Annotated in this window: 22 protein-coding genes and 1 other annotated feature; of the genes, 20 read left to right on the forward strand and 2 right to left on the reverse strand. The window is 36.8% G+C overall.

Annotated elements, in window-relative coordinates:
- Positions 1-303: 303 nt before the first annotated feature.
- Positions 304-2,952, forward strand: a complete 2,649-nt coding sequence (locus M948_RS34065) for a valine--tRNA ligase (RefSeq protein WP_021290969.1) — start codon at positions 304-306, stop codon at positions 2,950-2,952.
- Positions 2,953-2,976: 24 nt separating this feature from the next.
- Here M948_RS34065 and M948_RS34070 read toward each other — a convergent pair whose 3' ends face one another.
- Both M948_RS34070 and M948_RS34075 read right to left on the reverse strand, forming a co-directional pair.
- Complete coding sequence (locus M948_RS34070) at positions 2,977-3,846, reverse strand: ATP-grasp domain-containing protein (protein ID WP_021290970.1); 870 nt, start codon at positions 3,844-3,846, stop codon at positions 2,977-2,979.
- Between the two features lie 2 nt (positions 3,847-3,848).
- On the reverse strand, positions 3,849-4,757 hold the full coding sequence (locus M948_RS34075; protein WP_021290971.1) for an ATP-grasp domain-containing protein: 909 nt from the start codon (positions 4,755-4,757) through the stop codon (positions 3,849-3,851).
- Between the two features lie 73 nt (positions 4,758-4,830).
- On the opposite strand from M948_RS34075, the gene M948_RS34080 reads away from it, so the two are divergent.
- The 19 genes from M948_RS34080 (at position 4,831) to M948_RS34165 (ending at position 21,437) form a co-directional block, all read left to right on the forward strand.
- A complete protein-coding gene (locus M948_RS34080; RefSeq protein WP_031335482.1) occupies positions 4,831-6,084 on the forward strand; it encodes a bifunctional folylpolyglutamate synthase/dihydrofolate synthase in 1,254 nt (417 codons plus the stop codon).
- A 106-nt stretch (positions 6,085-6,190) separates the two neighbouring features.
- Positions 6,191-7,102 (forward strand): SPOR domain-containing protein, encoded by a 912-nt coding sequence (locus tag M948_RS34085; RefSeq protein ID WP_021290973.1) that lies wholly within the window; start codon positions 6,191-6,193, stop codon positions 7,100-7,102.
- 177 nt (positions 7,103-7,279) lie between these two features.
- Positions 7,280-7,969, forward strand: coding sequence for a RadC family protein (radC, locus tag M948_RS34090; RefSeq protein ID WP_021290974.1), 690 nt, complete (start codon positions 7,280-7,282; stop codon positions 7,967-7,969).
- Between the two features lie 345 nt (positions 7,970-8,314).
- Positions 8,315-9,355, forward strand: coding sequence for a rod shape-determining protein (locus tag M948_RS34095; protein ID WP_021290975.1), 1,041 nt, complete (start codon positions 8,315-8,317; stop codon positions 9,353-9,355).
- Positions 9,356-9,367: 12 nt separating this feature from the next.
- The gene (mreC, locus tag M948_RS34100) at positions 9,368-10,243 is read left to right on the forward strand and encodes a rod shape-determining protein MreC (protein ID WP_021290976.1); all 876 of its coding nucleotides are present in this window, start codon (positions 9,368-9,370) and stop codon (positions 10,241-10,243) included.
- Positions 10,243-10,782 (forward strand): rod shape-determining protein MreD, encoded by a 540-nt coding sequence (mreD, locus tag M948_RS34105; protein ID WP_021290977.1) that lies wholly within the window; start codon positions 10,243-10,245, stop codon positions 10,780-10,782. Before mreC ends, mreD begins: the two co-directional genes overlap by 1 nt.
- Before the next feature lie 43 nt (positions 10,783-10,825).
- Positions 10,826-11,515 (forward strand): septum site-determining protein MinC, encoded by a 690-nt coding sequence (gene minC, locus M948_RS34110; protein ID WP_021290978.1) that lies wholly within the window; start codon positions 10,826-10,828, stop codon positions 11,513-11,515.
- Positions 11,508-12,308, forward strand: a complete 801-nt coding sequence (gene minD / locus M948_RS34115) for a septum site-determining protein MinD (protein ID WP_021290979.1) — start codon at positions 11,508-11,510, stop codon at positions 12,306-12,308. Before minC ends, minD begins: the two co-directional genes overlap by 8 nt.
- Positions 12,309-12,630: 322 nt before the next feature.
- Positions 12,631-13,401, forward strand: a complete 771-nt coding sequence (locus M948_RS34120; protein ID WP_021290980.1) for a M23 family metallopeptidase — start codon at positions 12,631-12,633, stop codon at positions 13,399-13,401.
- Complete coding sequence (locus M948_RS34125; RefSeq protein ID WP_021290981.1) at positions 13,385-14,251, forward strand: site-2 protease family protein; 867 nt, start codon at positions 13,385-13,387, stop codon at positions 14,249-14,251. Before M948_RS34120 ends, M948_RS34125 begins: the two co-directional genes overlap by 17 nt.
- A gap of 119 nt (positions 14,252-14,370) precedes the next feature.
- Complete coding sequence (locus M948_RS34130) at positions 14,371-15,024, forward strand: reverse transcriptase-like protein (protein WP_021290982.1); 654 nt, start codon at positions 14,371-14,373, stop codon at positions 15,022-15,024.
- A gap of 165 nt (positions 15,025-15,189) precedes the next feature.
- Positions 15,190-15,261 (forward strand) — a sequence feature (ribosomal protein L21 leader region).
- A gap of 16 nt (positions 15,262-15,277) precedes the next feature.
- A complete protein-coding gene (rplU, locus tag M948_RS34135; RefSeq protein ID WP_021290983.1) occupies positions 15,278-15,586 on the forward strand; it encodes a 50S ribosomal protein L21 in 309 nt (102 codons plus the stop codon).
- An 11-nt stretch (positions 15,587-15,597) separates the two neighbouring features.
- Entirely contained in the window at positions 15,598-15,927 is a 330-nt protein-coding gene (locus M948_RS34140) for a ribosomal-processing cysteine protease Prp (RefSeq protein WP_021290984.1), read from the forward strand.
- Positions 15,928-15,940: 13 nt separating this feature from the next.
- A complete protein-coding gene (gene rpmA, locus M948_RS34145; protein WP_021290985.1) occupies positions 15,941-16,231 on the forward strand; it encodes a 50S ribosomal protein L27 in 291 nt (96 codons plus the stop codon).
- A 128-nt stretch (positions 16,232-16,359) separates the two neighbouring features.
- The gene (locus tag M948_RS34150; RefSeq protein ID WP_021290986.1) at positions 16,360-16,890 is read left to right on the forward strand and encodes a Spo0B domain-containing protein; all 531 of its coding nucleotides are present in this window, start codon (positions 16,360-16,362) and stop codon (positions 16,888-16,890) included.
- Between the two features lie 14 nt (positions 16,891-16,904).
- Positions 16,905-18,188, forward strand: coding sequence for a GTPase ObgE (gene obgE, locus M948_RS34155; RefSeq protein WP_021290987.1), 1,284 nt, complete (start codon positions 16,905-16,907; stop codon positions 18,186-18,188).
- Positions 18,189-18,264: 76 nt separating this feature from the next.
- Positions 18,265-19,122: a prephenate dehydratase gene (gene pheA / locus M948_RS34160; protein WP_021290988.1), complete on the forward strand. Its 858-nt coding sequence runs from the start codon at positions 18,265-18,267 to the stop codon at positions 19,120-19,122.
- Between the two features lie 418 nt (positions 19,123-19,540).
- Positions 19,541-20,485: a SafA/ExsA family spore coat assembly protein gene (gene safA / locus M948_RS42565; RefSeq protein WP_021290989.1), complete on the forward strand. Its 945-nt coding sequence runs from the start codon at positions 19,541-19,543 to the stop codon at positions 20,483-20,485.
- 4 nt (positions 20,486-20,489) lie between these two features.
- Positions 20,490-21,437 carry a phosphotransferase gene (locus tag M948_RS34165; RefSeq protein WP_155974799.1) on the forward strand — a complete coding sequence of 316 codons (948 nt, stop codon included), beginning with the start codon at positions 20,490-20,492 and terminating at the stop codon, positions 21,435-21,437.
- The last annotated feature ends 23 nt before the right edge of the window (positions 21,438-21,460 follow it).

Here is a 21,460-nt window from a genome sequence, read left to right on the forward strand (position 1 = left end):
ATTGGAAAGAGTACAAGGTAATAACCAAAAGAGAGGGAAATCACAGGCTGAAAATTTCCTTGGCAATATTACCATGGAAGGTCGTCCATGATGCAGCTTCTTTGAACATACGCTATGAAAATATAGTGCATTACTAGAAGAAGCCGGTAATGGAGTTTATTACCGTTATCATTCAACGAAGTTGTGCATTGCTCAAGCCGAGCTTGCAAACAAAGGTGGTACCACGGAAAGTATACCCTTTTCGTCCTTTATTGGGATGAAAAGGGTTTTTTAGTTGATTAATTTGTTTTAGGAGGCGTTAGTATGAGTGAACAAAAGAAATCTACTTCCATGTCAGCAAAATATAACCCGCAGGAAGTAGAACAAGGCAGGTATCAATTTTGGTTGGAAGGCAAATACTTTCAAGCAAGCAATGATCCAGACCAGGAACCATATGCAATTGTAATACCACCACCAAATGTAACCGGACGGTTACACCTTGGTCATGCATGGGATACAACGATGCAAGATACAATTTCTCGTATGAAACGAATGCAAGGATATGATGTGCTATGGCTGCCAGGAATGGATCATGCTGGAATTGCAACCCAAGCAAAAGTAGAGGCAAAACTGAAAGAACACGGTACGAGCAGGTACGAATTAGGTAGAGATAAATTTTTAGAAAAAGCTTGGGAATGGAAAGGGGAATATGCTGATTTTATTCGTTCCCAATGGGAAAAATTAGGTCTTGGCTTAGATTACTCCCGTGAACGTTTCACGTTGGATGATGGCTTATCAGATGCTGTGAAAGAAGTGTTTGTAAAGCTTTATGAAGAAGGGCTTATCTATCGCGGAGAATATATTATTAATTGGGATCCTCAAACGAAAACAGCATTATCGGATATTGAAGTTATTTATGAAGAAGTAAATGGAAAATTCTATCATATGCGCTATCCGATAAAGGGTAGTAAAGAAACAATTGAAATTGCAACAACACGTCCAGAGACGATGCTAGGTGATACTGCAGTAGCCGTTCACCCAAAAGATGATCGTTATGCTGATTTAATTGGAAAAAAAGTTATATTACCAATCGTTGGCAGGGAAATTGAGATCGTTGCTGATGAATATGTAGATATGGAATTTGGTTCAGGTGCTGTGAAAATAACACCTGCGCATGATCCGAATGATTTTGAGATCGGTAATCGCCATAATTTGGAAAGAGTTCTAATTATGAACGAGGACGGAACGATGAATGATAATGCTGGGTCCTATGCAGGCATGGATCGTTTTGATTGCCGGAAACAGATTGTAAAGGATTTACAAGATCAAGGCATTCTGTTTGAAATTGAAGATCATACGCACCAAGTAGGCCATTCGGAGAGAAGTGGAGCCGTGGTCGAACCATATCTTTCGACTCAATGGTTTGTTAATATGCAGCCGTTAGCTGATGCCGCGATTGCGTTACAACATCAAGAAGATAAGGTTAATTTTGTTCCACAACGATTTGAGCGAACGTACTTGAATTGGATGGAAAATATTCGAGATTGGTGTATTTCTCGTCAACTCTGGTGGGGACATCGAATTCCAGCTTGGTATCATAAAGAAACAAATGAAATTCATGTTGGCAAGGAGGCACCAGAAGATATAGAAAATTGGGAACAGGATGAAGATGTCTTAGATACTTGGTTCTCATCCGCATTATGGCCATTTTCTACAATGGGTTGGCCGAATACAGCTAGTGAAGATTTTCAACGCTATTTTCCTACAGGGGTACTAGTTACAGGTTATGACATTATTTTCTTCTGGGTTGCCCGGATGATCTTTCAATCGAAGCACTTTACGGGGCGTAAACCTTTTAATGATGTATTAATTCACGGACTTATTCGTGATGCAGAAGGTCGAAAAATGAGTAAGTCACTTGGCAATGGTGTCGATCCTATGGATGTCATAGATAAGTATGGTGCTGATTCCTTACGCTATTTCTTATTAACTGGGTCAACACCAGGTCAGGATTTACGCTTCCACTGGGAAAAGGTAGAATCCACATGGAATTTTGCCAATAAGGTTTGGAATGCATCTCGTTTTTCGATTATGAATTTGGAAGGGTTTAGCTATGAAGATATTGATTTAACTGGTGAAAAATCACTTGCTGATAAATGGATATTAACACGATTGAATGAGACGATTGAACAAGTTACTAAAAATACGGATAAATATGAATTTGGCGAAGCAGGACGTTATCTTTACAACTTTATTTGGGATGAATTATGTGATTGGTATATAGAAATGGCGAAATTACCGCTGTACGGTGATGATGAGTTGAAAAAGAAAACAACTCGCTCTGTTCTCGCTTATGTACTAGATCAAACCATGCGTATGTTACATCCATATATGCCATTTATAACGGAAGAAATTTGGCAACAATTACCTCATCAAGGGTCGTCCATTACAGTAGCAAATTGGCCGCAAGTAAATCATGCATTTCATGATGAGAAAGCTTCGCAAGAAATGAAACGACTTGTATCGATTATTAAATCTGTGCGTAATATTCGAGCAGAAGTTGATACCCCAATGTCGAAACAAATAAAATTATTAATTCAAGCTGAGAACCAAGCTGTAATTAATGAATTGAAAACACATCGCGATTATCTGGAGCGTTTCTGTAATACGAGTGAATGTACGATTGCTACTACGGTAAATGTGCCTGATAAAGCAATGACTGCGGTTGTAACAGGTGCTGAATTATTTTTCCCACTAGAAGGGTTAATTGATTTTGATAAAGAAATTGCGCGGCTAGAGAAAGAATTAACGAAGTGGAATAAAGAAGTTGAACGCGTCAAGAAAAAGCTTGCAAATCAAGGTTTTGTTAATAAAGCACCACAGGCCGTTGTGGAGGAAGAGAAACAAAAAGAGCGAGATTATCTAGATAAACAGGCGAAGGTAAAAGCTAGATTGGAAGAACTGAGGGGATAATAAAAAGAAGGGAACTGTCTATCATTAGAGCAGTTTCCTTCTTTTTAACTTCTCACTTATATGGTCTACATAAATACGAAGAATATTTATATCACTTGAATTACTTAATGTTCGAGAACCGACAATATCCTCAATTTCATTAAATAACAGATTCCCATCATAATCAATTAAAAAGTCTATCCCTACCATTCCAAAATCAAAGTATTCGACTATTTTCTTAATCAGGCATCGTTCTTCATTATTCAATTTATATAATGTTGCTGAGCCTCCCAATTTAAAATTGGCCCGAAAATCTGTATCATTCTGTCGTAATACAGCTGCGACAATTTTTTTCCCAACTACAAAGACACGTAAATCCTTTCCCATTTGCACATGACAAGATTGAATAACAAGATTAGTAGTGCGAAGTAACTGTTGACATCTTAGGTAGCTTTGCTTATCTGCAATGTAGTAAACCTGTTTTCCACTTCTCCCGGAGGTTTCCTTAATAATAAACGGATAAGGTAAAGGTGGGTGAGAAGAGAGCTGCTCTTTTTTGGAATAGATGGTATCTACCATCGGAATATTCAATTGTTGAACAATATGATGAGTAAGAGCCTTATCATTACAAACTCTGGAAACATAAGCAGAATTAAAGACGATGATATTACATGCTTCCAAATGAGTGCTCAACATGGGATCAATCGTGCGAACAATAGCGAAGTCTAAATCCGTTATCATCTCACCGTTGAAGTAAACTCTTCGTTGATTATTTTCAATACCGATTGTAATGTTTTCTCGAATTACAAGTTGTAATTGAAGTGATTGTCGAGCAGCTTCTTTGATAAACCAATTAATATAGGATTGGTTTCCTCTGAAGTCTTTCTTGCTGTAAACGATCCAACCTTTAAGCAATGTTATTCTCCTTTTTGAAAATCAGTTAATTGCTGATAAATATAATCAATCATATCATCAGCCACATTAATTCCAGTACAATCAAACATATTACGAATGTGGGCATTCGAATTGATTTCGCATACAATCGGGGTTTGGTCAGGTCCGAACAATAAATCAACTCCAGCGAAGTCTGCCCCTATTGCTTTCGTAGCAGCAATTGCTAATTCTTGCTCATCAATTGTTGGGGTATAGGCTTCCATTTTACCACCAGCGGAGACATTTGCCCGAAAATCATTATCAGCTTGACGCTTCATGGAAGCAACAACCTGGTCACCAACCACATGAAGCCGCAAGTCTTGACCATAACTTGTTGCTATGAATTCTTGGAACATATATGGCTTCCCTTCTAGTTCGGCAAGCTTTATCCTTAACTCAGCTTCTGTTTGTATAAAGTAAACCTGTTGCCCGAATGAACCAAATGCTTCTTTAACAATCATTGGGAAACTAAATAATTGAATGGCTTGTTTCATGACATCCATATCTGGTTCCCCCTGCGTAAATGATTTAGGTGCTATCAATGTTTTAGGGATCGGCAAATTGTTAGCTGCCAGTTGCTGATAGCTGGCAATTTTATCATCACTAATGGAAATTGCTTCGGCACTATTAAATACACGCATTCCTATCTTTTCTAATTGTTTTGCTAAATAGATGTCTTTATCTGCGAATACGATATAATCAGGTGCTTTTCTATGTTGGAGATGTAGGATTTCTAAATTTCCTTCGCCAAGATACGCAAGCAACTCAGTATTCTTATAAATGGATGCAGTACCTCCTTTATGAATAGCAGCTGCTTGAATCCATTCAGCAAAATCAATAAATTTTTTTCCTGGTAAACTTCCATTATAAATAATCCAACCGTGTAACTGCATTGCTTCTGTCCTTTCTGATATACTAAATAGGAAAATTAAACGATAAGTGTGGTGCTGTAAGTTGTTTCAACAAATGAATCAAATAGAAAGTTTTATAAAAAATCGTAGACAATTGGGAATTAAGCCGGGGCTTCAACGTATGGAAAAGCTACTTAATCTTTTAGGAAGGCCCCAGGAAAAACTAACAACTATCCACATAGCAGGTACGAATGGAAAAGGTTCTACAGCAGAATTTGTGAAACAAGGTTTAATTGCAAATAATTATCAGGTAGGTATGTTTACATCCCCTAGTTTAACAGGGTTAAGAGGGCATGTTTTTCTGAATGACGAGCCTATCCCTGAGCATTTAATTTTGGATATCTGGTCCGAAATCTATCCAGCCATCTTACAATTGGATGATATGGAATTACATCCTAGTGAATTTGAAATCATTACTGCTATTGCTCTTTTTTATTTTGTAGATCGGACAGATATAGCCATAATAGAAGCTGGAATGGGAGGCAGGGAAGATACAACGAATTGCATTCTACCTATCCTGTCCATTATAACAAATATCGCTAAAGATCATACTGCTTTTTTAGGGGATACCATTTCCGAAATTGCCTCCCACAAGGCTGGTATAATAAAATCAGGTACTCCAGTCATAACTGGGGAACTATGCCAAGAAGCGACAGAAATTGTCAAGAAGGAGGCAACTGCAAAACAAGCACCTATATATCGACTTGGCAGTAATTTTACATATCACGCATTACAAGGAAATAGCATAACGTGGATGCAATCACCAGCAATGCCTTATGACTTAACCATTAATATGCCTGGGGAACATCAAAAGGATAATGCCTCCATTGCTATGATGGCACTTCAATTACTGACCAGAGCTGGATTTCATTTGGTTATATCCAAAGTTCAATCTGCTTTTTGTCGGGTGAAGCTGATTGGAAGGTTTGAAATTGTTCAGAATCACCCATTAATTATTGTTGATGGTGCACATAATCCAGCCGGAATCTCTCGTTTTCTGGAAACAATGGAGAGCAACTATAAGTATATGGATCGTGCGTTATTGTTTGCTGTCTTTAAAGATAAAGACTTAGAAAATATGCTTCACCAATTACAAGGTAGATTTACTTCGATCACCTTGACAACTTTCAATCACCCAAGAGCTGCCAGTGTTACAGAAATGCAACAATATGGAGGTGAAATGATAGTTGAACCAAATTGGCAAAAAGCAGTCAATAAGATGGTAAACCCAAACACTGTATATTTTATAACTGGTTCATTACATTTTATTTCGTTCGTACGTGACTACATGAATGTTAATAAAAGATAAATATATGTTGAACGATTCTTTAGTAAGATGACAGATTTCGTCTTACTTTTTAACCTTGCTGTGCTAGAGTTTAACATAAATCTAGTGCGGGGAGGGAAGAAAGGTAGTGGAAAATAAGGACAAGCGAAAAATAACAGTCTGGGAAAATGGTAAGCAAGTAAAACTCTATATAAACAAGCAAGAAACACAGGATTCAATTCCGACATCTGATTCCCCTGGAAAAAAACAAGAAGCAGCTACAGTTTCAGATGATGAAGGTGAAGTACCTGCTTATACTAGATTGACCAAAATACAAGCTGCACGATTTGAATCCTTAAAGCAGAAAGTAAAGAAATGGAAACCAGTTATTATTGCAATCCTTTCTGCCCTAGTAATTGGTTCATGTTTAGGGATAATGATGCTTAAAATGTTTGTTACTATAGAGGATAGCGGTCAAGCAAATGGAAGTGCAAGTATACCAGCTGTCGATAATAAAGACCAGGAAGAAAATGAAAGTCAAGGAACGGCCACAACCATTCATGGACTTCAAGCATTTGTATTACAGGGAGGCGTGTTCTCTGAAAAGGCAAATGCTGAAACATGGGCTACTAACTATAAGGACAATGGGATTCCCACCATGACCTGGGAAAGAGAGGGAAAATACTTTTTATTAATTGCTGCCGTTGCTAGTGAGAACGAGGCTGATCAATTGAATAAAAGCCTGGCTGCTGCCGATATGGATATTTATGTAAAAAATTGGTCAACGGATAGTTTTGAAGTTAATCTAACACAAAGTGAAAGTGATTGGATCAAGTCATTTACAGACATATGGAAAGCAGATCTAGAAACTGAAGGCTTCCAAACAAAAACATGGCAAGAGCTTTTGGATAAGTATCCACAAGAGGGAAACAAACTTGATGGGTTAAAAACGGAAATAGAAACTGCAATATCGGAAAATGAAAAGGGAGATTATTTACAAAGTAGAGCTGTTCTCTTAAATCTATGGTATGCTTACATGTCTGTTGCAAAAAATAATTAAGTGAATGGATGGAAAATTCCATTTTAAATCATAAGGTAATACGTATTAACTAATTATTTGTTATGGAAAAAGCAATTATGTAAATCATTCATTCCATTTCTTTTTGAAATTACCAATTTGTATCATTCTCTGAGGTGTTCTAAGATAATACTATCTTATAACAGAGGAATGGTCTGAATGAACGCTACACCTATTATGATAAAAGATGTACCAAAAGATGATCGCCCTAGAGAAAGACTATTAAGATTAGGTGCAAACCATATTTCGAATGCAGAATTGCTATCCATCGTGTTAGGAAGTGGGACAAAAAAAGAGTCTGTAATCACATTATCAAGTCGCGTTTTAATGCATTTTGAAGGTTTGAAGCTATTAAGTGATGCAACCATAGAAGAATTGATAGCTATAAAAGGAATTGGTACAGCAAAAGGTGTCTTGATCTTAGCAGCCATAGAAATAGGTAAACGCATGCATGATTATAAACCAGATGAACGATATGTTGTTCGCTCTCCTCAGGATGGAGCAGACTACATAATGGAAGAAATGCGAGGGTTGAAACAGGAACATTTTATTGCATTATTCTTAAACACGAAAAATCAAATTATTCACAGACAAACTATTTTTATTGGTAGTCTCAATGCTTCCATTGTACATCCACGTGAAGTGTTTCGGGAGGCAATCAAGCGTTCAGCAGCCTCAATTATTGTTGCCCACAACCATCCATCCGGAGACCCTACCCCTTCACAAGAAGATATCCATGTAACAAGGCGATTAGCTGAATCAGGAAAAATGATAGGAATTGAATTAATTGACCACATTATAATAGGTGATCGTAAATTCATTTCTTTAAAGGAAAAAGGGTATTTATAAGAATTATGTATTATTTGAGCTTATTTCAGTATATAGAAGTATTGAGATAAAAAGGTAAATAACTTTTTGGTGAATGAACAAAAATGATCCGATAATAACACTATCTATTTTATTCTTTTTTTCGTATAATTATATAGACGAATGATTCAGTAGCGCCATTTTTCAATTATTCATGGAAAGTGGCGCTTGTTGAGCTTCATTTTAATTGGATTGCTAAAAACGAAAATTAAAGATTAGGACATGGTGGTAATTGTTTTACTTTTAACGATTAAAACGAGATAATTGGATTCGATATTATGAACCTACATATAACCACATGAATGTGATTTGGAAAGGGAGATTTTTTTGGGAATATTTAATTTTTCTCAGGACTTAGGGATAGATTTAGGTACTGCAAATACTCTTGTGTTTGTAAAAGGCAAAGGTGTTGTTGTAAAGGAACCTTCTGTGGTTGCAAAGAATAAACAAACAGGCGATATAGAGGCCGTGGGAAGTTCAGCACGTAATATGATTGGTAGAACACCTGGTAATATAACAGTTATTCGGCCGATGAAAGATGGAGTTATTGCTGATTATGATACAACTGCAGCTATGATGAAATACTATATACAAAAAGCAATGAAGAATCGGTCTTATTTTGCTAAGAAGCCAAATGTTATGGTATGTGTACCTTCTGGCATAACAATGGTAGAAGAACGTGCTGTGATTGATGCTACTAAACAAGCAGGTGCAAAAGAAGCTTTTCCTATTTCAGAGCCGTTTGCAGCAGCGATTGGTGCGGGTTTACCGGTATGGGAACCAACCGGAAGTATGATTGTTGATATTGGCGGTGGCACAACGGAGGTCGCTGTAATTTCGCTTGGAGGAGTTGTGACAAGCAGATCAATTCGTACGGCAGGGGATGATATGGATGAAGCTATTACCAATTATATTCGTAAACATTATAGTTTAATGATCGGCGAAAGAACCGCAGAATCCATAAAACTTGAAATTGGTACGGCTGGTGACATTACTAAAAATGAAGAAATGGATATTCGTGGCAGAGACCTTTTAACTGGCCTGCCAAAAACGATTACCATAACCGCCGAAGAAATTGCGTTATCATTGAAAGATACAGTAGAATCGATAGTTGATGCAGTCAAAAATACATTAGAAAATACACCTCCTGAACTTGCAGCAGATATTATGGACCGTGGAATAGTCTTGTCCGGAGGCGGATCTTTGTTAAAACAAATAGATAAAGCTATTAGTGATGAGACAAAAATGCCTGTCTTTGTTACGGAAGATCCACTTGAAAGTGTAGCAATTGGAACTGGCAAATCTTTAGAATACATTCAGCACTTCCGCTCCCATCCGAATGTATCATCACGTCCGACTGTAGAGTAAGTTGGTGTTCCTATGTCTTTTTTACGTAAAAAACGCTTATTTATAATATTAATTGGTTTTATTATTCTAGTCGCGTTAATTGGTTTCTCGCTTAGAGATCGAGATAATCTAACAGGCGTAGAAGAAGTTATTAATGATACAGTAGGATGGGCACAAGGTATTATTCATGCTCCGATTAATTTTATAACAGATATTGTAGGAAATATGGATGATTTTAAAGATACGTACAAAGAAAATCGGATATTAAAAGAAAAACTGGCTGAATATAAAGGACTTATTTATGAAGTTCAAGAATTAAAAGAAGAGAATGAGGATTTAAGAAATAATTTAGAGCTCACCGATTCCGATAACATGCGGAATTATAATCCAATCCAAGCAACTGTTATGTCAAGATCACCTGAACGGTGGATTGAGCAAGTAACGATTAATAAAGGGAAAAAGGATGGCGTAGAAGCTAATATGGCAGTCATAACTCCAGAAGGAATGGTTGGTAAAGTGCTTGCACCATCACAAAGTACTTCAACCGTTCAGCTGCTAACAGGTTTTGATCAATTTAATCGTATATCAGGTACCGTTTCTAGGGATGGACAAGAGATTTTTGGAATGGTTGAAGGATTTGATAAAGAAACCGAAAGCCTGATCTTCCGAATTATTGAGGAATCTAAAGAGGATCTAAAAGAAGGAGAATTAGTTGTTTCGTCAGGGATGGGCGGTGTATTCCCTGCAGGGTTGCCAATTGGTGAAGTGAAAGAAGTCGTTCCCGATCAATACGGACTAACCCGAACGGCATTAGTTGAACCTGCTGCTGATATGTATGATATAAATCAAGTCATTGTAGTTGATCGTGCCGTGCAAGAGGATACAGAAAATGGAGAGGAGGGCGAGTAATGAAACGTCTATACTTGCCCCTCATTCTTTTTTTAATTATGGTACTAGAAGGAGTAGCATTGGAGTTGCTACCGGGAAGTCTACTAACAAATGATTTACTTATTGTACCGCATTGGGTATTTATCTTCCTTGTGTATATTGCCATTTTTTACGATAAAGATAGAACATATTTTTCGGTAATGTATGCCCTTATATTCGGGTTAGTTATCGATATTGTATATACAGAGGTACTAGGTGTCTATATGTTTTCCTATGCCTTACTTATATATGTCGTACATGGTTTAAAGAAGCTGCTACACGGTAATATTTTTGTGACGATCTTGCTTGGAATTGTTGGATTAGCACTAGCAGATGTCGCTATCTATTTAATTTATATGGTAGTAGGAATTACCGATGTAGCTTGGAAAGAATATTTGTCCATTCGATTACTACCGACAGTACTATCTAATCTAGTATTTTTACTCGCTTTATATCCAATCGTTGTTAAAAAACTTACTGCATGGGGAAGGGAGCAATTGGCAAGAAGCAATCCTATTTAATGTTTTGTTCAATTTTCTCATGTTAGATAAATGAGGTGAACATGTGGTACAGGAGAAAAAGCAATTAATTACGATGAAGGGAACAAAAGATGGACTAACATTATTTATCGAAGATAGTTGTTCTTTTGAACAGGCGATACAAGAGCTTGGACGTAAAATGAAAGAAAGTAGGCCAACCCAGCATGAACCTATTGTCAGTGTTAGAGTGAAATTAGGTCATCGTTATCTAAATGATGAGCAACTAGAACGGTTAAAACAAACGATATGTGAGGAAAACCGGTTTACGATTCATTCAATAGAATCGGATGTCGTTCTTCGCGAAGAAGCTCGTCTTTGGCAAGCAAATAGCGAAATTAAAGCAATGAATCGAATTGTTCGTTCGGGCCAGATATTACATGTCACTGGAGACCTATTACTTATAGGAGATGTAAATCCTGGTGGCAAAGTTACAGCAACAGGAAATATTTACATATTGGGGAATTTACGGGGAATTGCCCATGCTGGTGTTGACGGTGACATAAAAGCATTCATAGCAGCATCTTTCATGAACCCTAGTCAACTTCGAATTGCTGATTATATCAGTCGTGCTCCTGACTATGAATCTGATGGTGTGTATATGGAATGTGGTCTAGTTGATGAAGAGAAGGATAAAATCATAATTGATCGACTACAAGTTCTCTCACATAAAAGAAAAGAAATAAACAGGTTCGAAAGGAGAATGCAAAATGGGTGAAGCGATCGTTATTACATCAGGTAAAGGCGGAGTTGGTAAAACAACTACGACTGCAAATATTGGAACAGCATTAGCATTAATGGAGAAAAAAGTTTGTCTAATAGATACAGATATTGGTTTAAGAAATCTTGATGTAGTGATGGGGCTAGAAAATAGAATTATCTATGATATTGTTGACGTGATTGAAGAAAGGTGTAAATTAAAACAAGCTTTGATCAAAGATAAACGTTTTGATTATTTATCCGTACTGCCTGCCGCTCAAACAAGTGATAAATCATCTGTCACTACAGAGGGTATGCTGCGTATCATTACAGAGTTAAAACAAGAATATGATTATATAATAATTGATTGCCCAGCAGGAATAGAACAGGGGTTTCAAAATGCAATTGCTGGTGCTGACAAAGCAATAGTTGTGACAACGCCAGAGAAGTCAAGTGTAAGGGATGCAGATAGAATTATTGGCTTATTAGAAAAAGAAGACATGGTTGAACCACCGCGATTAGTTATTAATCGAATTCGGAATCATATGATGAAAAGCGGTGATATGCTTGATATAGATGATGTGCTCCAAATTTTATCCGTTGATTTAATTGGCATTGTTATTGATGATGAGGAAGTTATCAAAGCTTCGAATAAAGGTGAACCAGTAGCATTTAAGCCAAATACGAAAGCTTCGATTGCTTATAGAAATATTGCTAGAAGGATTCTAGGTGAAACCGTTCCTTTACAGAACCTTGATACGGAAAAAGGGATGATGCAGAAAGTGAAAAAGTTTTTCGGAATGCGTGTATAAAAAGGTTTAAGGAGCAGGCATCGAGAGGTTCTCGTTGCCTTGTTTTTTTGGTTGTTTTTCTTTTATTCCATCTTTTTAGGAATTCCTTTCGACTAGACTTTAGGCGAGATCAAAGCAGCACAGACCGTGGCAATGAAGCGAAAAAACTTACAGTCGGCCGCAGAAAGGGAACGGGATGTGATTCTGGAGGCAAAAGATCCTCGTTGAAAAATACGGATCGCAATGGTATAAGAAATGATTTCTTTTTAGCTTAGCCTTTTTCTGACATATCTTTATAATCTCTCTCATAGACTTGTACAAATGCTTGAGAAGGATTGTGAGGATGATGAGTAAAGGAGTAAAAAAAGTACGTCAATCAATCGAACAACGAAAAAAAGCCCGAGGTGTACCCACTAAAGGAAAACCAAGCAAACAGGTGATCCCTCCTTTTTTACAAGAGGAGGAAAAGCATGGATATGCACCAGTATTTTCTGATCCAGGATATCCTTCAAAATCAAAAGGTAAAACGGTAACAAATTTTTTATTAAAAGGTACACTTTCTATTTTGTTATTTTTAGGTGTCGCTTTACTTTGGCAAGTAGAATCCCCTGTATTACAATCACCGAAAGAGTGGACAGGTAGTGCATTAACAGAGGAATTTCCTTTTGCTAAAGTAAATGTTTGGTACCAAGAGACCTTTGGAAGCCCATTAGCATTTGTTCCTGATAATCAATCGGAGAACGTAACGAGTAATGCTTCTGCTATGCCAGTTAATGGAAACGTGACAGAAACATTTCAAACAAACGGCACCGGAATAAAAATTGCTCCAACGGGAGAGAGTACAGTAACGGCCTTACAGGAGGGTGTTGTAATATTTGCTGGTAATGATAAAGAAACAAATAAAACGATTGTTGTACAGCATCCTGATAGTAGTAAAACAACATATGGTTATTTGAGCAATATTGATGTACACATTTATCAGCATGTAACAGCAAACCAAACAATCGGCCAATTCAGCCCTACACAAGAAAGCCAGTCCGTATTCTTCTCGATTGAGAAAGATAACGATTATATCGATCCAGTACAGGTGTTAAAAGTTGACGACACTCAATAGTCTTCCTAAAATTCATCTCCATCCGATTTTATTAGTATTTATTATCATATCTTTTTTTACAGGAACGTTTATGGAACTGGCTATTCTATTATTTATCGTATTTTTTCATGAAATGGGTCATCTATTGGCTGCGCGCCATTTTAAATGGCGAATTCGAAAAGTTATGCTTTGGGTATTTGGTGGGGTAATGGATACAGAAGAACATGGGAGTAAACCATTAAAAGAAGAAATGTATGTTACTTGTGCAGGGCCATTTCAACATATAATTATTTATCTTGGATTACTGATCGTAGGGACTGGAGATATATTACCTCCTCCCGTTTTGGAACTATTTTATTATTATAATACGATTATTTTATTATTTAATTTATTACCTATTTGGCCTTTAGATGGCGGTAAGCTGTTATTATTATTTTTATCTTCTTTATTACCATATAAGAAAGCATATTATTCCATTATTTTCGGTTCGATGATAGCTAGTTTAATTTTATTATCTATTCAACTTTTTGCATTTCCTTTTACATTAAGCTCATTCTTTATTTTTATTTTTTTATTTATGGAAAATAGAACCGAATGGAAACAGCGGTATTATGCTTTTATGCGATTCCTTTTGCAACGTTATGAAGAGGAATCAAAAAATAATACAAGACGCATGCCGATTCATGTTAAGGATAGTGAATCATTAATGGAAGTGTTTTCTTACTTTTATCGAGAAAGAAAACATGATATTCATATATATGATGCTAATTATAAACGACATGCTCTAGATGAAGCGTTCTGTTTGAAAAGTTTTTTTTACGATAAACAGGTGAATAAAAGCATTGGAGAAATTGCCGATCACATAACCTAAGGGCAAGCCTTTTATTGGGCTTGCCCTTTTTTATTTTTAAATAGAGGAGATTGCTATTAGGAATTAAAATAATTAGGGTAAAGTATATATACGAAAGGTGTTTTCAAGGAGGCAATGAAATGAAAGTAAGAATGGAATTTACGTATCGAACCCCAAAAGGTGCTGAAATGACTTGTTTTTCTGAAGAGATGAAGGTGCCTAAAGCATTATTACTAACGGAGGATTTAGAAAGAACTGGACGTTTAAAAAAGATCACTTATGTAGATAAGCATGATACAACATGGTCCATGAAGGAATTACAGCGTCATATTGAGGAATTAAAAACAGAGGTTCATGATATTATCCTCTACTTCGACGGTGGGTTTGATCCAGAATCAAATCAGTCAGGGTTAGGTTGTGTTTTGTATTATAAACAGAACAATAAATCATTTCGTCTCAGAAAAAATGCACTGGTTGAGGAACTTAAGACAAATAATGAAGCTGAATATGCAGCACTTCATTTAGCACTTCAAGAACTTCATTCATTAGAAGCACATCACATCCCAATTACAATTATAGGTGATTCAAATGTTGTTATTAATCAATTACGTGGGGAATGGCCATGTTATGAGTTTGAACTTTCGAGATGGGCTGATCGAATTGATGCCAAGCTTGAAAAATTGGGAATGGAACCAGAATATGTGCTAGTTTCTCGAAATAAAAATAAAGAAGCAGATCAACTAGCTTCGCAAGCTCTTCGAAAAATTGAAGTAGTTAGTACGAAAGAAATTTAACCATTGCACAATACATGAATAGATTGTCCAGTAAAAATTGTGTTGTGCCAATTTTATATGAAAGTTGCAGTTCGTTAAAGTTGTTAAAATGAATCAAATACCTGAATGTAATCTTGACACATGTACTGAAAACATGGTAGCATTAATACGTTATTCATCGTAGCACCAGTGCTACAACCGCGCAGAACAGGTTTTTAAACCAATGAAGGTACCTGTATGGCGAGTCTGAGTTAATTAAGGAGGTGCATGTAGTATGTACGCTATTATTGAGACAGGTGGTAAACAAATCAAAGTAGAAGAAGGTCAAGAAATCTACATTGAAAAAGTTGCTGCTGAGCAAGATGATGCTTTTACATTTGATAAAGTTCTTTTTGTTGGTGGAGATGACGTGAAAGTCGGCGCCCCGTATGTTGAAGGTGCTACTGTAACTGCAAAAGTTGCCAAACATGGTCGTCAAAAGAAAATTACTGTATTTAAATACAAACCAAAAAAGAATTATCATCGCAAGCAAGGTCATCGTCAGCCTTATACCAAATTGGTAATTGACAAAATTAATGCATAAAGGATTCTAACATGATAGTTATAACCGTAATTCGTGAAAATGAGCAAATAACAGCATTTGAACTTTCTGGACATGCTGAAAGTGGACCATATGGCTATGATTTGGTTTGTGCAGGAGTATCAGCTGTATCCATTGGAGCAGTAAACGCAGTTATGGATCTATGCGATACAGATCTTGTTATTAGACAAGGAAATGACGGTGGGTATCTTCATGTAACTATTCCAACCTCTGTTTCAGATGAGAAAATGGAGAAGATACAATTGCTATTTGAGGGAATGCTTATATCATTAAGTTCAATTGAACAAGAATATAGTAAATTTATAAAAATACAAACGAAATAAGGAGGTGGAAATAATGCTACGTCTAGATTTGCAATTTTTCTCTCAGAAAAAGGGTGCAGGTAGTACGAAAAACGGTCGTGACTCTGAATCGAAACGACTAGGATCAAAACGTGCGGATGGCCAATTTGTTACTAGCGGATCGATTCTTTATCGTCAACGTGGTACCAAGATTTATCCTGGAGCGAACGTTGGACGCGGTGGAGATGATACACTTTTCTCTAAAATTGATGGTGTAGTTAAATTTGAACGTTTTGGACGTGACCGTAAAAAAGTAAGTGTATACCCAGTTGCTAAAGAAGCATAAGTATTATAAAAAACTCCAGCCAGTATGTTGGCTGGAGTTTTTTATAATCTGAGGAAAAGGTCTACCCAATATGAATGATCTTTTCTTAATTTTTTGCTATACTTTGGAACATAGTGAGGGGGCGTAACATGACAGAAAAAGAGGTAGTTCAGCTAATACAGCATTACCGACATGACTTGATGAATCATTTACAAGTCATTCATGGTTATGCATCCATGGGAAAAGTAGAAAGAGTAGAGGAAAAAACGTCTGATGCTATTGCCTATTATCATGAAGAGCGGAAATTAATGCAACTACAAGCTTTTGAATTCTTCTTGTGGGTGCTTCAATTTCATCAAATGTATCAAGATATGCGATTAAAATTTCGAATACATACGGAAAATAAAAAGGTAGAAAAAGCAGACAAGCTATTAACAGAACAATGTCGTCAGATCATGGCATTGGTCCAAGACGAAAATCAGAGTAATGATCTAATTGATATTGAATTGGAAATGGTAACAGGTAGGACAGAAGTTATAGAGGTTCGCTTGATGATTTATGGGATAATAAATCAGGAGAGCTTACTAATTCGCTTAAATTCTTTAACGAGTTTATACACGTTATCTGTATACAAACAAGCGAATTGTTTAATATGTGATTTCTCTGTACCATGTTTCTAAGATGAGGTGAAAGTATGTTTGTAGATCAAGTTAGTGTATATGTAAAAGCTGGCGATGGAGGAAATGGACTCGTTGCGTATCGTCGAGAAAAGTACGTTCCTAAAGGTGGACCAGCAGGTGGCGATGGAGGAAATGGTGCAGATATTATCTTTAAAGTAGATGAAGGTCTTAATACATTAATGGATTTCCGGTATAATCGCCATTTTAAGGGAAAGCGTGGAGAAAATGGGATGAGTCAAAATCAGCACGGTAAAAATGCAAAATCGTTAATCATTCCTGTTCCTCCTGGCACTACTGTGACGGATGAAGAAACGAATGAAGTGATTGCTGATTTAACCAATCATGGGCAAGAGGCAATTATTGTCAATGGTGGCAGAGGCGGACGAGGAAATTCACGATTTGCCACTCCTAGAAACCCAGCGCCAGATATGGCTGAAAATGGAGAACCAGGCCAAGAACGTAATATAAAGGTCGAACTGAAGCTTATTGCTGATGTTGGCTTAGTGGGTTTTCCGAGTGTGGGTAAATCTACCTTGCTATCTGTTGTTAGTGCAGCAAAGCCCAAAATCGCAGATTACCATTTTACAACATTGGCGCCAAACCTTGGTGTGGTTGAAACAAAAGATCATCGTGGATTTGTGATGGCAGATTTGCCGGGTTTAATCGAAGGAGCGCATGAAGGGGTTGGTTTAGGCCATCAATTCCTTAGACATGTAGAACGAACAAGAGTTATTGTTCATGTCATTGATATGGCTGCAACAGAAGGTAGGGATCCATATCAGGATTTTCTAAAGATAAATCAAGAGTTAACGAAATATGATGCAAAAATCATGCAACGTCCACAAATCATTGCTGCAAATAAAATGGAAATGCCAGGTGCGAAAGATAATTTAGCACAATTCAAACAAGAATTAGACGACAAGTATCCAGTTTTTGAAATTTCTGCTCTCACAAAAGAAGGAATCAGAGATCTATTATTCGCTGTTGCTGATGCACTAGATAGTATACCGAAAATATCTCCAGAAGAAGAGCCTGAGCAAGAAGAAAAAGTAATTTATCGCTATCACAAGGAAGAAGCACCATTTAAAATTACTCGTGATGATGATGGAGCTTATGTTTTATCTGGAGCAAAAATTGAAAAATTATTTAAAATGACTGACTTTAATCATGATGAAGCTGTACAGCGATTCTCTAGACAATTACGGGGAATGGGCGTTGATGATGCACTACGAAAACGAGGTGCAGAAGATGGGGACACCATTCGTCTTTTAGATTTTGAATTTGAGTTTATTGAGTAATCGAAATAAATCCGTGTAGGTAGCTGAACCAGGCTACTAAAGAATTTTTTAAAAGAAGTGAAGGGAGATTATGGTTTTGGCAGCAACGATTGGTTATTTAGGTCCAAAAGGAACATTTACAAAATTAGCAGTAGATACAGCTTTTAATGGCGAAGTAAAACAAAGCTTTGCTACAATTCCTGAATGTATAGACGCTGTGAATGAAGACGAAATTGATATTGGCGTCGTGCCGCTTGAGAATGCAATAGAAGGCACCGTGCAGTTAACGATTGATTATTTAGTACATCAAGTGAGGTTACCGATTGTAGCAGAAATCGTTGTTCCGATACAACAACATTTATTAGTGGATCCTGAATTCACGGGTAGTTACGGAGAATTAAGTGAAATACACTCACATAGTCATGCAATTGCTCAATGCCATCAATATCTTCATCAGCATATAGCAAATGCATCGATTCATTATACATCGTCAACAGGCAAGGCTGCTGAATTAGTTGCTGAGAAGAAAGGATCGATTGCGGCAATTGGCAATAAATTAGCAGCAGAATTGTATGGATTACGTATTTTGGATGAGAATATACACGACTTCCCAAATAACCATACAAGGTTTGCTGTTTTAAGTAAGAAGGAAAACCAGATAAAGATTAATCACCCAAAATATTCTGAAAAGACAACCGTCTTAATTACGTTACCTAGTGATTACGCAGGAGCCTTACATCAAGTTTTATCTGCTTTTGCCTGGAGAAAAATGAACTTATCAAAGATTGAATCACGACCTATGAAAACCGGTTTAGGCAATTATTTCTTCATTGTTGATGTTAATCAAGAATATGATGAGGTGCTATTTCCAGGGGTCATTGGAGAATTAGAAGCATTAGGATGCAATGTGTCAATATTAGGAACATATCCAGTATATCAAATGAATGATATGTAGATAGTTAATTGAGTCGGTAATCTAAATGATTGCCGATTTTTTTGAAGTTAAGAAAGTATAAGGTTTTGCTTTGTTGTGTCTAGCTCGAGCGTCTACCCCCTCAAGGTCTTAAGCAATCTTACGTTGTGGCAGAAAACGTCACTTCGGAATTAAGATTTTGTCGGGGATGACCAAGGTACTTGCGCTATTCATGAGTGTAATTATTTAGATGAGCAGCTAACTTGAAGGTATTCGTCGCATGCTTTATAGGCTCTATATTTAGCCTCTTCATCAAGAATAAGGTGTGTACGTGGCCTCAATGACTAACTTGGAAGAGAACCCTGAGTCTTAAATTAAATTATTCAACATTTAAACTTTCCATGCATATGTTGATATAGAGTATTAGCCCAGAAATGAAAAGAGAGGAGATTGATTCATTTTGAAGATACACATTGTACAAAAAGGAGATTCATTATGGGAAATAGCACAGCAATATGGTGTTGATTTTGAAGAATTAAAACAAGTCAATAGTCACTTATCAAGTCCTGATATGATTATGCCTGGTATGAAAATTAAAATCCCAGGATCCTCCAAGGCAGTAAAGCAACAACAAATGCAACAAAAACCAAAAGAGCATGCGTATAAAGATGTTTCACCGAAACCATTACCAGTAATAAAAGAGGATGATAAAGAAAAGCCAAAAATGATGAAACCTGAAATGCCAGTACATCAAATGCCACCAATGCCGGCTCAACCACAGATGCAAATGCCAATGATGGAGCAAGATTTTCACAATTATACAACGATCAATTTTCCACAAATGCCAATGCCTAAACAACCAGAAAAGAAAGAAATGAAAAAGGAAGAGCCGAAGAAGGAACAAGTTAAACCGATGCCTTTACCGTATCCGATGCCACAACCTCAACCACAACAACCTATGGTACCGTTGTGCTGTTATGTAATGGATCCATGTTATCCACAAGTACCATTTCAAATGATGGGGCCTGCGCCGTTTGGATATGGTGGGCCTGGTCATCATCATGGACACCATCCTATGCCACAGGTGCAAGGAGCAATGGATGCAAAACACGACTGTGGTTGCGGGGGTTCTAAACCTTCATATGGAATGTACAGAAATCAAGATTATCAAGTACCACCAACGCTACAGCAACCAGAAGGCATGAATCAACAGCAACCACAACAACCACAGCAACCACAGCAACAACAACCGGAAGGCATATATCAACAGCAACCATCAAACCTTTACCCTCCACAAGTTAGAAATGATATGTATCAGCATCCTCACCCAATGCCGCCTGGATATCCTCCATATGCTAGCTTTGGTGACGAGCAACAACAATCAGGTAATAATCAAAGTGAATAGAAGTATGAGTAGAGACGAATCCTATCATCGTCTCTCTTCTTTTTTCTTTCATAAAGGAGAATTAATGGTGAAGAAAATACGGATGATTAAACAACCATCCGTTTATTCCCTCACAACTAGTGATGAACAGAAATATATTGTGAAGCACCACCTTCAAAGACAGAAGGTAAAAAGGCAGTGGGAATTCTTTGAAGCAATGGAAGATCGAACGATAATAAATACTTTTATTCATTTTCCGAATGGTAAAGCTTATCTGGATAGTGATGATGGTGTATGGACAATTGCGCCTTATTTAGAAGGAAAAAAACTACATTATATGAATGAAGAAGATCGATGTAAAGCACTAGAATGTATAACTCAATTTCACCAAAATGCAGTCCATATCTATCCCCGCTCTTCCCGTACCAATACAGAATATATTAAACGTTGGTATCAACGTATTTTGTTATTTCAAGAAACCAAAGCCATTTTTGATCATTATCATTTTACATCCCTATTTCAAGATATTATACAGACTGCGAAATACTATCTTTCGAAATGCATGCAAATTCCGATTCGACAATATGAAGAAGAAGCCATAATGAATGGAAAATGGATTCATGGGGATGTAGCAGCACATAATTTTCTAAAAGTTGACGACACTGTATATCTAATTGACTTTGATTTAGTAAGGAATACGGCACCTATTTATGATAAAATTCAACTTGGGCAACGCTTTCTTCCGTATATTGGATGGAATTTAAATAAACTACTCTCCTATCCTATGGTTAATGAATACGATCTTAAGGCTTGGTTATACGCAATATGTATCCCAGTAGATATTATGCGGGAGTGGTTACGATTTTTAAGGCAAGGTAATCATTCAAACAGCTATAATGAACTTATTCATATACAAAACAAATGGGAAATACGTCAATATTTTTTTAATGATATGAAAATAATGCTAGAATAAAAACGTAGGATTAATTATTCAAG

This window comes from Virgibacillus sp. CM-4 (assembly GCF_000445495.1).
Classification (GTDB): Bacteria; Bacillota; Bacilli; order Bacillales; family Amphibacillaceae; genus Virgibacillus; species Virgibacillus salexigens.